The sequence below is a fragment of the Fluviicola taffensis DSM 16823 genome (genome assembly GCF_943372375.1).
Taxonomy (GTDB): Bacteria; Bacteroidota; Bacteroidia; order Flavobacteriales_D; family Crocinitomicaceae; genus Fluviicola; species Fluviicola taffensis_A.
This window is the reverse complement of the sequence record NZ_CALRYJ010000025.1, coordinates 1-12,617: the sequence shown is the minus strand read 5'-3', so window position 1 is coordinate 12,617 and position 12,617 is coordinate 1. Positions and strand designations below refer to the sequence as shown.

Annotated in this window: 11 protein-coding genes; 3 read left to right on the top strand and 8 right to left on the bottom strand. The window is 40.3% G+C overall.

Translation table 11 applies throughout. The annotated features are described in order from the left end of the window. Window positions 1-11: 11 nt before the first annotated feature. The 7 genes from AAG807_RS20055 to dnaB all read right to left on the bottom strand — a co-directional run bounded on the left by AAG807_RS20055 (window position 12) and on the right by dnaB (window position 9,556). Window positions 12-2,081: a choice-of-anchor J domain-containing protein gene (locus AAG807_RS20055; RefSeq protein WP_341908085.1), complete on the bottom strand. Its 2,070-nt coding sequence runs from the start codon at window positions 2,079-2,081 to the stop codon at window positions 12-14. An 11-nt stretch (window positions 2,082-2,092) separates the two neighbouring features. Beyond that, window positions 2,093-2,446 (bottom strand): hypothetical protein, encoded by a 354-nt coding sequence (locus tag AAG807_RS20050; RefSeq protein ID WP_341908080.1) that lies wholly within the window; start codon window positions 2,444-2,446, stop codon window positions 2,093-2,095. Between the two features lie 345 nt (window positions 2,447-2,791). Then, window positions 2,792-4,105: a 30S ribosomal protein S12 methylthiotransferase RimO gene (gene rimO, locus AAG807_RS20045; RefSeq protein ID WP_341908077.1), complete on the bottom strand. Its 1,314-nt coding sequence runs from the start codon at window positions 4,103-4,105 to the stop codon at window positions 2,792-2,794. Between the two features lie 259 nt (window positions 4,106-4,364). After that, window positions 4,365-5,252, bottom strand: a complete 888-nt coding sequence (gene lgt / locus AAG807_RS20040) for a prolipoprotein diacylglyceryl transferase (protein ID WP_341908075.1) — start codon at window positions 5,250-5,252, stop codon at window positions 4,365-4,367. Window positions 5,253-5,284: 32 nt separating this feature from the next. Further along, a complete protein-coding gene (locus AAG807_RS20035) occupies window positions 5,285-6,328 on the bottom strand; it encodes a rhodanese-related sulfurtransferase (RefSeq protein WP_341908073.1) in 1,044 nt (347 codons plus the stop codon). Window positions 6,329-6,649: 321 nt separating this feature from the next. Further along, on the bottom strand, window positions 6,650-7,903 hold the full coding sequence (locus AAG807_RS20030) for an asparagine synthetase B (RefSeq protein ID WP_341908071.1): 1,254 nt from the start codon (window positions 7,901-7,903) through the stop codon (window positions 6,650-6,652). A gap of 78 nt (window positions 7,904-7,981) precedes the next feature. Next, on the bottom strand, window positions 7,982-9,556 hold the full coding sequence (gene dnaB / locus AAG807_RS20025) for a replicative DNA helicase (RefSeq protein ID WP_341908068.1): 1,575 nt from the start codon (window positions 9,554-9,556) through the stop codon (window positions 7,982-7,984). 205 nt (window positions 9,557-9,761) lie between these two features. On the opposite strand from dnaB, the gene AAG807_RS20020 reads away from it, so the two are divergent. Genes AAG807_RS20020 through AAG807_RS20010 form a run of 3 tightly spaced genes read left to right on the top strand, consistent with a single transcriptional unit; the run spans window position 9,762 to window position 11,593 of the window. After that, window positions 9,762-10,361, top strand: coding sequence for a bacteriocin fulvocin C-related protein (locus AAG807_RS20020; RefSeq protein WP_341908065.1), 600 nt, complete (start codon window positions 9,762-9,764; stop codon window positions 10,359-10,361). A gap of 1 nt (window position 10,362) precedes the next feature. Next, window positions 10,363-11,199: a hypothetical protein gene (locus AAG807_RS20015; protein ID WP_341908063.1), complete on the top strand. Its 837-nt coding sequence runs from the start codon at window positions 10,363-10,365 to the stop codon at window positions 11,197-11,199. After that, a complete protein-coding gene (locus tag AAG807_RS20010) occupies window positions 11,189-11,593 on the top strand; it encodes a DUF1573 domain-containing protein (RefSeq protein WP_341908061.1) in 405 nt (134 codons plus the stop codon). The genes AAG807_RS20015 and AAG807_RS20010 overlap by 11 nt, the downstream gene beginning before the upstream one ends. 48 nt (window positions 11,594-11,641) lie before the next feature. Here AAG807_RS20010 and AAG807_RS20005 read toward each other — a convergent pair whose 3' ends face one another. Further along, on the bottom strand, window positions 11,642-12,274 hold the full coding sequence (locus AAG807_RS20005) for a porin family protein (protein WP_341908058.1): 633 nt from the start codon (window positions 12,272-12,274) through the stop codon (window positions 11,642-11,644). Window positions 12,275-12,617 lie beyond the last annotated feature (343 nt).

The following is a 12,617-nucleotide window of genomic DNA, read 5'->3' as shown; positions in this document are numbered from 1 at the left end:
GGTGTTAAATATTAGTTTTTCTGAACACGGAAAGTGATCTGTTGACCATCAACCAAACCAGTCACAAAATACATTCCCGGTGCTTGATTCGAGAAATCAACATCAACTGTTTGTGCGGAAGAGTTGGAAGATCCGAATTGAATCGCTTTCCCTTGGATATCTACCACATTTACAATGGAGAAATCAGCTCCTGAAGTTACTTTTGCAGTGAACATCCCAGTTGTCGGATTAGGATAAATTTCCAAACCGAATTCCTGACTGTTTTCTGTCAAACCTAAACATGCATCCACATGAATCGTGAACATCGCTTCTCCATCACAACCATTCGCATCCGTGAATGAATAGGTAATCACATGGTCACCTGCCCCAGCTGTTGCTGGATTCAAAACTCCACCGCTCACTCCTGCTCCGGAATAAGTTCCTCCTGCAGGACTTCCACCGGAAAGTGTCAATGGTGCATGATTGACACACATTGTTGAAACCGGAGATGTAAATGAAACTGTTGGTGCCGGATTTACCGTAATACTGGTAGTAGCAGCATTTGTACAGTTGTTTGCATCTGTATAAGTGTAAGTTACCGTTTGCGTTCCAGCTGATGGATCAAAATCACCACTTGCATTTACGCCCGTTCCGCTATAAGTTCCACCTACAGGACTTCCTCCCGTTAATGCCACAGGAGCTGCATTGCTACAAACCGCTGAAACAGCACCTTGAGTTACTATTGGAGCTATATTTACTGTAATCGTTGTACTGGCGTTATTTGTACAACCATTCGCATCTGTATAGGTATAAGTAATGGTTTGTGTTCCAGCCATCGGATCAAAATCTGTTCCTGTAACACCTGTCCCACTATACGTTCCTCCTGCCGGGCTTTCACCTGTCAATGCAAGAGTTCCTGAATTATCACACACCGGAGCAATTGAAGACAAGGTAACTATTGGAGACGTGTTTACAGTAATTGCGTAATTCGAATTGAATGCACAACCGTAAGGATCGGTATAATCATAAGTAACCGTCTGTGTACCCATCGTCGGATCAAAAGCACCTCCTGTAACCCCTGTTCCGGAATAAGTTCCACCTGCCGGCGAACCTTCAACCAAAGTATACGTTCCCGCATTGTCACATAAAGCCGGTGGTGTTGTTAATGTAATTGGGTTTGCAGGACAAACTACCGTGATCGAATAACTTTGTGAACCTGTACATCCACTCGCATCACTTACCGTTGCTGTGAAATTAAATGTTCCGGTAGCAGTTGGGGTTCCGGAAATGGTTCCATCTGTACTCAATGTCAATCCCGGAGGAATCGCTCCTGCTGTAACAGCAAAATTTGGCGCTCCTAAAGCTCCAGTTTGAGTCAAAGTCAATGAATACGCTGAACCTGCTGCTCCACCTGTTAAGGCGCCACCAGCAGTCATGGTGAATGCAGGACAAACATAAGGTATGTAATCAACCTGATCGATTCCAATATAATTCGAGTTTGTACCTAATGAACCTGCACTGGTAACGAAATAGCGAAACGCAATTCTTCCGGATGTTGGTGCCGGAAGACCGGAAATGGTGATGGTATATTGTGTCCATACCTGAGGATAAACGCCTGTAACCAAGGTTGGATTGACACTTAATAAAAGCGTTGTGAAATCTCCGGTTGCAGTTGCCCCGGAACCCACATTTGTACTCGCACCGTTTGTACTCAAACGAACTTCTAAGCGATCCGGATATTCTGTTGCTTCTGCAGCGGTTCTTGTATAAAAGGTAAATACATCTCCGTTTCTTAATGTTCTATTAGGCGTTAGAAGCCAATTACTGATTGTTCCAGTGCTTCCTGTACTATTGAAATTTACTCCGATATATGCATTATCAGCTCCATTATACGCAATAAAAGGTCCTGTAGCTGGTGGAGTTCCTTGAAACCAACTAACACTACCTACCGGAGTACTGTTGTTTTGGATAAACCACCCATTCCCTGGTAAAGTAGTAATATCATTGAATAATTCAGTGTAAGACTGAGCATTGTATTTGGAGATACTCCCCAATACAAATAATCCGCATAAAGCAGCTGTTTTTAAAATTCTTGTTTTCATAGATTCAGTGATTAACGGGTTTGAGGATTTGATCCTTCTGAATAACGTGTGATTTCTGCTTGCAATTGACCCTTCAACTGCGCATCAGTAGTTTTCTCCAATTCAACTTTCAGTAATCGAAGGTACTCTTCTTTCAACACACGAAATTCGTCATTCAATTTGCTTACTTGAGCTCTGGATGAAGCAGTTGACTGATTGATCTCTGCTTGTTTTGAATCCAGTTTTGCACGTTGAGCGTTTAAATCAGCATGTGATGAAACAACAATAGGAGTCGATTCCTTTGGAGTTTTAATTGGGGACTGTCCAAAGCTCAAAAAAGACAATGAGCTCGTAAAAAGTCCGATGAATAGTAACTTTTTTTTCATGGTAATCTGTGTTTAGTACAAAAATAGGGAATTACGCATCTGGGTGAGCTATGAAAACAGTGAGAAAAAAGGAATCAGGGGTTAACCCTCGGGTTGAAAAATGTGTTGTGATTGGTTTATAAATTTTCAACTGAAGACTATCTATATAACCTTCTTAACCTGTTTAGATTTCACCTGTGAAAGTAACCTTATTTTTAATTAAGTAATAGTATATGTGTTCGTTAAAAGTACTGATAAATCAAGGGATTAGGAATAAACCGATCGACAAATGAGCATATTCCACCTATGAATTAGCCAAATCAGCGATTGAGTAAATATTTAATGAAAATTTAATGAAAACTGAACTTACGAGACGAATTTTCCGTACAGGTCATAGTGGTCGGCAGAGGTAATTTCAACCATGGCAAAATCCCCGATACTCACATATCCTTCGGATTTCTTAACCAATACCTCATTATCCACCTCAGGTGAATCGAATTCTGTTCGACCAATGAAATAATCACCTTCAATACGATCAAAAAGGACTTTAAATGTCTTCCCGATTTTCTCTTGATTCATCTCATAGCTAATTCCGGATTGCAATTCCATGATTTCATCTGCACGTTGGCGTTTTACTTCCTCCGGCACATCATCCTCCAAAGAATAAGCATGGGTATCTTCTTCGTGGGAGTAAGTGAAAATTCCCAAACGGTCAAAACGCATGCGTTCTACGAACTCGTACATTTCCCGGAAATCCTCTTCTGTTTCGCCAGGATATCCGGCAATCATAGTAGTACGGATCGCGATGCCAGGAACTTTTTCACGAATTGTATTCACCAAAGCTTCTGTTTTCTCACGCGTGATTCCTCTGCGCATGGATTGAAGGATTTTTGTTGAACCATGTTGCAGCGGCATATCCAGGTATAGACACACATTCGGATGTTTTACCATCGCATCGAGTACGTCCATCGGGAAACCTGCCGGAAAAGCATAATGTAAACGAATCCATTCAATTCCTTCAACCGCAGCCAATTGATCCAACAATTCGGCCAGATTTCGCTTTTTGTATATATCTAATCCGTAATAGGTCAAATCTTGCGCAATCAATAAAATCTCCTTCACCCCCTGAGCAGCCAGAGACTTTGCAGAATTGACCAATTGATCCATCGGTGTGGAGACGTGCTTTCCTCTCATGAGGGGAATCGCACAAAACGAACACGGTCTGTCGCAACCTTCAGCAATTTTGAAGTATGCATAATGGGAAGGAGTTGTCAATAAACGTTCCCCTACCAATTCGTGTTTGTAATCTGCTTTTAATGTTTTCAGTAAACGTGGAAGATCTCTTGTTCCAAAAAATGCATCCACTTCCGGAATTTCCTGTTCCAAATCGTCCTTGTAACGTTGAACCAGGCAACCTGTAACGTACACTTTGTCAACCAACCCTTCGTTCTTCGCATCTGCATACCGCAAAATCGTATCAATTGATTCTTGTTTCGCATTGTCAATAAACCCGCAGGTATTGATAATTACAATCTCGGAATCATCTTGTTTTGCTTCATGTTCCACTTCAAATTTATTGGCTTTCAATTGCGCCATCAAAACTTCGGAGTCAAAGGTGTTCTTTGCACATCCAAGCGTTATGACATTTACTTTATTCTTACGAAGTGTTTTTGTTTTCATGAAATCAAACGATACTAAAGGGGTACAACGCTTAGACCTGAGCTTCAGCGGAGGCGCAAAGATAAGCTAAATTCTTTGAAGTTTCGGAAGGTTCATTCGGATATCAAATTCTTAGACATTTCGTCAAAGAAAACAAGCTAGCAGCCTTGAGTAAGCAAAGTGCATCATATCTATAATTCGTTCTATAACGACATCATGTTTTCTTGTTATCCAGATATCAAAAAAAAAGAGCCTCGATAAAGATTATCGAGGCTCTCACTTATTTTAAAGGAAGTGGTGTTGCAACCGCTTCGTCAAATTTGGCTTGTTCTTTCTCCGGAACCTTTCGGAAAGTTAGGTAAAGTCCGATCAGAATAAACGGGATACTTAATAACTGTCCCGTATTCAAAGCCCACACATCATCACGGGATGTTTGCCCCACTTTTATGAATTCAATGGTAAATCGTGCGGTCCAGATCAGAATCATAAACATTCCGAATAATCTTCCCGGGATTGCCTTTGCATTTGTTTTCCAATACATTCTAAACAATACAATGAATGAAAACAGGTATGTAATCGATTCATACAATTGAGCAGGATGACGCGGAACTACTTTTCCATCGACCAAATATTCGTCTCCGGCATAATAAAAATTAAATCCCCAAGGAAGATTTGTTGGAGTACCAATAATCTCATGATTCACCAAGTTGCCCAAACGGATAAAACATCCTGCAATGGCAATTGGAGCAACAATGCGGTCTAAAATCCACAACATCGGACGATGAACCACTTTTATAGAATACACATACAACATAATCAAAATCATGATTGCTGCTCCGTGACTAGCCAAACCACCTTCCCATACTTTTAAAATCGATAAGGGGTGATCGAAATATCCTTCTTCGAACTGACCTTTTGCATTGAATCCATCCCAATAAGGTCCGTAGAACAAAACATGACCTAAACGCGCGCCTATAATAGTTGCCGGAACCACATAAAGCAATAGTTTATCCAGGTATTTATCCGAAATCCCTTCCGACTTGAACATTCTTTTGATGATGTAATATCCGAAGATCATTCCGCCAACGAACAACAAGCCATATAGGTTAGGCGTAGACCATCCATCTACTAATTGAGATTCTACTCTCCAGTCAATTGCTAATTCCACGTATTTGATTTTGTTGCTCGAAGATAGCTGTTTTATTGATTCAATTTCTGCAATAAATGCTCCGCTCTTCCTTTTTTGAAAATTTTATTGCTATTATCCAATCCTTTTCTCAATGCTTTTTGTTCCTCGAAAGAAAGATGGATGATTTCCTGACATTCAGGTGTACAGCAACTTTCATACTTCGCATTGCATTTTTCGCACTGGATAAATAACAAATGACAAGCCTCATTGGCGCAATTCACATGCACATCCGCAGGTTCACCACATTGATGACAGTTTGAAACGACATCATCTGTGATTCGTTCTCCGCGTCTTTCATCAAACACGAAGTTCTTACCGATGAACCGATTTTCCAATCCTTTTTCCTTGCATTCGTTGGCATACTTGATAATTCCGCCTTCCAACTGATGAACATGCTTGAATCCACGATGTTTGAACCAAGCCGAAGCTTTTTCACAGCGAATTCCACCGGTACAATACATCACGATATTCTTGTCTTCATTTCCTTTCAGGTAAGCATCTTCAATAATCGGCAAGGATTCACGAAAAGTATCTACATCCGGAAGAATGGCCCCTTTGAAATGCCCCACTTCATGTTCATAATGATTTCTGAAATCGATCAGGATGGTATCCGGATCTTTGGTCAATTCATTGAACTCTTCCGCTTTCAGATGTTTTCCGATATCTTGCACATCAAATGATTCGTCACTCAAGCCATCTGCCAGGATTTTATTCCGGACCTTCACCTTCAGTTTCAGGAATGGGAACTCAGCCCCATCTTCTTCAACAGCGATATTCAATCTCACCCCATCTAAGAAATCAATCGAATAAAGCTCCGAACGAAAATCATTCAATCGGTTGGTTGGAACAGAGATTTGCGCATTGATTCCTTCGTGCGCTACATAAATCCGACCAACAACCTGGACATTGTCCAATAATTGGTACAGGTAATCTCTGAAAATTTGAGGATTTGCAATTTTTGCGTACTTGTAGAAAGAAATGGTCGCAAATTCATGACCAGCCTCGCGCAATTTTTGCTCTAATTCCTCCTTACTAAATGTGTTCCACAGTTGCATGCTATGTTTGTTTTTGTAAAAAGTTGGGACAAAGATATAAAGACTTTGGATACTAGGACTGTAATAAAAAAGGAAACTCTGATTAACCGAAGTCAATCAGAGTTTCCGAACTTAAACCTAACCCCTAAAATCATCCGTCATTTAGGTCACTACTAAAACACTATTACAGAAAACTGCACTATTCAGAGCATTTACGAATGAAACTAACTTTTGGATTTTTGAAAGGGAATATTTTATCGGCGCCTTCGACTGCGCTCAGTCACCTAAAAAGATAGACATAAGATTTACCAAAAGGACACTGAGCGTAGTCGAAGTGCCTTTTTATGTTTTCCGCTTCTGCTTCTTAGCCGCAGGGAATAGAATATTATTCAGGATCAAACGATATCCGGGAGAATTCGGATGTAAATTCAAATCTGTTGGCGGATCTCCAACCTTGTGTTGAAAATCTTCCGGATCGTGACCACCATAAAAAGTCCAGGTACCTTGCCCCAATTCCCCATGGATGTAACGTGCTGTGTTCAACGATTTATTCTCTCCCATCACCAAGACGTTCGACTTGATCAAATCACGTCTGAAATCGGTGGTCTGCCCCATGAACCCGTCAATCACATCGGTGTGACATTGGGTCAACATCGCAGGAACAACATCCCATTTGGCAGAGAAATCAAACAAGGTGAATTTATCCTGATTCTCTGGTAATCGATGCAGATCCGTTCCGTCAATATTGGAATATTCGTACACCATCGGATCCTGAACCAAAATGAAATCCTTGAAAGCGAAGGTCATGTTGTAATCCAATTTGTTCTGACAATTCGGATCTCTCGGATCGCCATCAAACATGCGTTCGCAGATGTCCGTATCGTGGGCGGCGAGTCCGATATCAAAACTATCTGTTCCACTGCACATGGTGAACAGGAATCCACCACCCATCACAAAGTTCCGGAGGTTATTTGCAACAGCCAATTTTAACTGTGACACTTTCGCAAATCCGAGATTGGATGCATCTCGTTCCGCATCCGCAACCTGGTTGATGTACCAAGCTTCCCGATGGAATGAGGCGTAAAACTTTCCGTATTGTCCGGTGAAATCCTCGTGATGTAAATGCAACCAATCGTATTTTGGAAGAACTCCCATCACAATGGCTGAATCGTAAATCTTATCGTAAGGAATTTCGGCATAATCCAGCACCATCGTCACTGCATCATCCCAAGGCAAAGCACTATTGGGAGTGTAAACCGCAATTTTCGGAGCTTTTTCCAATTGCACGATTTCCATATTGACTTCCGGGTTGGCTATCTCGGTTCGAATGGCATTTACCTGACCATCAGCTACAATTTCGTAGCTCACTCCACGGATAATCAATTCTTCTTCAATCGTCCGTAAATGTGGGAAAAGGAATGATCCTCCACGGTAATTCAGCAGCCATTCCATCACCACCCCATTTTCAAGCACCCAAAAAGAAACACCATAGGCTTTCAAATGGTTTGCTTGTCTTTCATCCATTGGAACCAGGATGGAAGAGGCTGAAACGGCTTTAACAACGATTAAGAATGCGATTGTCAGGAAAAATTTCATATTCGTTTTGTGATAGACCCTAAATTTAATTCAAAAATTAACTAACGTCGGATTTACAACATAAATTGTGAACCAAATTTAAAATGGCGTTTCATCCGGTCCGTTGAAATCTTCATCCGGAACGTTATTCATATTACTTCCCAGTGTAATTGTCCGTGGTGATTCATCAAAACCTCTATTCATAGACATTCCTGCACTCATCGCATTCGGATTGAAATCAGTTCCGGGAGCACTGTTGTATTGGTCTTCCATATTTTCGAAACGGGCATATTTTCCAACGAAACGCAAACGCACATTTTCCAATCCACCATTCCGATGCTTTGCAATAATGATCTCACCAACTCCTTCATTGGATGAACCGTCTTCTGCGGTGGTAATTCCATAATATTCCGGACGATACAAGAATCCTACGATATCGGCATCTTGCTCAATCGCTCCGGATTCACGTAAGTCGGAAAGTACCGGTCGTTTATCTCCTCCACGGGTTTCAACCGAACGGGAAAGCTGAGAGAGTGCGATGATGGGAATGTTCAATTCTTTTGCAATTTCCTTGATGGAACGTGAAATGGTCGAGATTTCCTGCTCGCGATTTCCTCCTTTTCCAGTACCTGCCGACATGAGCTGCAAGTAATCGATAATGACCATTTGGATATCGTACTGCATTTTCAAGCGACGGCATTTTGCACGTAGATCGAATACACTCAGACCTGGCGTATCATCAATATAAATCGGTGCTTCGGCTAATTTCGTAACCCGGCTGTATAATTGCTGGAATTCGTATTCTTCCAGTTTTCCTTTTCTTAGTTTTTCAGCAGAAATCTGACTTTCCGCAGAGATCAAACGTTTCACCAACTGGACAGAGGACATCTCCAGAGAGAAAACAGCTACTCCCATACCGAAATCAACTGCTGTATTTCTTGCCATGGACAATACGAAAGCCGTTTTACCCATTGCAGGACGAGCTGCAATTACAATCATGTCGGAACGCTGCCAGCCGGAAGTCAATTCGTCCAATTTTCGGAATCCTGTCGGAACTCCTGAAAGTCCGTCGCTGTTTTTTGCTGCCTGTTCAATTTCCTTGATCGCTTCACTCACCACGATATTCATGGTAGAAACCGATTTCTTCATGTTGTTCTCAGCAATTCCGAAGAGCGCACCTTCCGCTTTGGTCAATAATTCAAATACATCGGAGGTTTCATCGTATGCATCCCGCAATGTTTCGGAACACATGCGGATAATTTCGCGCTGAATGTGTTTTTGGGAAATGATCCGGGCATGGTATTCGATATGTGCCACAGAACCAACACGCTGAGTCAGGGAAGACAAATAAACAACTCCGCCGCACGCTTCCAATTCGCCACGCTGCTTCAATTTTTCGGCAACTGTCAATAGGTCGATCGGATTGGAAGTTCCAAACAATTCTCTGATTGCCCCGTAAATGTAAGTGTGTTTCGGATCGTAAAAACTTTCTGCGGACAACATATCAATCGTATCTGTCACCGCATTCTTATCCAACATCATCGCGCCTAGAACTGCTTGTTCTACGTCAATTGCCTGAGGTGGAATTTTCCCCATTTCATTTGCAAGCGGTAAAATAGTATTCTTGGTACGAGCTCCTACCCTACGGGAATTGTTTGCTTGTTGTTCTTCCATGAGGCAAAGATACAGAATCAAAAGTTGCCTTTAGAACGAAACATTAATAATTAGTTACGAAGAGGTAATGAACCGATTTATTAACAATTGGTTAGTCGAGATTAATTGGATTTCACACTTTTGTGTAATTCGATGTTTTTTATAATTTTGGTGTACCATTTATTACTAGGCAATGTTATAAACACAACCATTATTCACATTTAATATGATTAGACCATTTCTTTATGCAGCTGGACTTTTGATAATTGTCTCCTGCAGTAAAAATCAAAACAACCCTGTAATTTCGAAATCAAAGGCAGTTGAAAATTTTGAAAAAATTGGGGAACAATCCAATCAACGAATGACTTTCAGCTTGATGACAAGCCAGGAACAGGAAGCAATCGTATCTCAACACATCTCATTTTGCATCCAGTATTTTCATTTGAATAATACTCAAGTTCAAATCCTAAATGAAGCTAAAACAAATCTTCATGAGATTTTCACTTCTCAAAATCCAGAAACTTCTCAAGTTATGATCAAATTGGAGAAGGACATACAAAAATATTTCTCCACTTTGAACCCTTACGTTCAAGGACTCCTTTTTGATTCGATGGTAAATTCGGAAGAGGATATTGCAAATATGCCCGTTGCAGATCCAAATACTCCTGTCAATTGTACATGCAGTACACAATCAAATTGGTGTAGCGGCTGGGGACAAGGAAGCTTGGTAAATTGCAACACAAGTGCCTGCAATATTGAACACAAGAGGGGTTGTGGGACTTTCTGGGGATGGTCTTGCAAAGGTAAATGTACAATTGGCAACTAAAATGAAAGAAAAAATCGCTTTAATAGGATGGGTTTTATTATCCATCCTCCTTTCATTTGCTGGCTTTATATTGGCGCAGTGGCAGACCGCTGATGGACCTGTTACAATCAATTTTGCAACCTTATTTTTCGCATTCCTGTTATCAAGCAGACTGGCAAAATATCCATTTATTGGTTTAATTGTATTGGTGTTAGTTGATTTCGGAATGCTGTTTCTAGGTAATGAATTAAATGTCTTCCATTTTATTCAATTCTCATTTTGTTTACTCGGCGTTAGTGTAATGGTCCTTTTTAAGCTTAAGTATTATAAATCTTCCATTACCCTGTTTATAGCTTCTTTGATTTATTTGTTCGTCATTAAATCCGTTTACATAGATCAACTAAATTATGAATATGAAGACAAGAGCGATCTTTCTGCTCTCAATGAAAATCGCGGTTTTCTGATTGGGCATTATAATGAACATCCAACTTTCAATTCAGACACCGTTTATTTAGTCAATTTCAGTTTCAGGAATTGCCTGCCTTGCAGACAAAAGAAAAGAGCCATAAAAACCCTTTCCAAACAATACAAACACAGTCCGTTCAAGATCATTGAGATTCATACATTTGAATCCATGGAAATCTTCCAGGAATCTTATTACTTTGATTATGCGGTAACTTATCACGACTCCCTAAATCGGCTTGCTCAGACTCTTAAAGTATTAGGAGCTCCGACTGAGATCATTTTTAGCAAAAAAGGAAAAGCTGTGAGACGATCAAACGGGTACAACTCAGAAGCAGAAGCGAGTTACATCGAATCAACTTCGGAATTAATCAAAAAACTCATCCATGAAAAATAAACTCTTATTTTCACTTTTGATGTTACTTCTCATTTCCTGCAATACGTTGAATGAAAAGCCTCAAAACTCCAACCCGGAATCTGTTTTCCTGAAAGACAATAACATTGATTTAGGAAAAATAGATCATACAGATCTTCAATCAATTCCCATATCCATTCATAATTCTTCAAACGAAAAAATTGAAATCGTGGATATTTCAAAATCGTGTGGTTGTACAAAAGTCACCCTGAAAAAGCGCTCAATAAATCCAAATTCCGGCTTGTCATTCACACTAAAATACGATCCGGAAAACGACTCAGGAAAAATCAGTAAATCCGTAGTTCTAAGATTGAGCAATGATATTTTTTTGATCTTTAAGTTTAAAGGAATTGTAACAAACAAAAAAGAGTCTTGAAATTCAACAATTCCAAGACTCTTCCCAAACCAATAATCGACTTCCAGACTAGAATCTGTAACCCAGTGTTAGCTGAAGCCATTGATTTTTATAGCGTGGAGTGGATGAGGAACCATCGCCATGGTTCGTTTGAAAGTCCCATCCAGCTCTCGGAGACACCACAAAGTGGTTTACATTCACATCGAAGCCGACTACTGCTCCCAATGTGTTCTTGCGGATATTATCGTTTTCATATTCTCTAAATTCAGAAGAGGTGTAAGGTCCGGAAGTCAAATCATCTTGCTGACTCAACAAAAAGGAATATTGAGGTCCCGCGACTATGGTAAAAAACGAACTTGGTTTAATCGTAAATAAAAGCGGAACATCTAAATAATTCGTGGTTCGTCTAAATTCATAGGATTGCCCTAACAAACTTCCCGAACCTTTAAATCCTTTTTGAGAAAACAATACCTCTGGCTGAACACCTAAGAATTTGCCAATTGGAATATGTAAAAATGCTCCTCCCGCAAATCCTGCTCTTCCATTCGCTTCAAAGTCCTGATCTCTTTCGTCCCAAACATTGGAGTAATTAGCCCCGGCTTTGATACCAAATTTCAAATTCTCTCTTAAATCTTCCTGCGCGTTCACATTCATCCCGAATACTGAACAGCTTGCTATAAGCAATGTGGCAACTTCTTTCATGATTGATAGTTTGTCATTTGAACAGGTAAAATCCAAATCCATGCCCTCAAGGGGTTTTTACTCTCACAAAAAAACTTAAACACCAAGCCTGACAAGGCTTTGAGAAAGGAGTTCGCAGATCTGTGATTCGTGCCAAAAAGGCGAATCTATTTCATTTTGAAAAGGAGGGATTCAATTTGAAAAGCACACAGCTATTTTAACCACATAGATTCTGTGTTAGTATCCAAAAGAAAACTAAATTTTCTTTACCTTTATTTTATTAAAGCAGCCTTGAGCTAGCTTGTAAAGAGTAGTAGCTATTGCAGTTGCTGCTCTTTCTCATTTAAGCTAAGTTTTTCAGCAT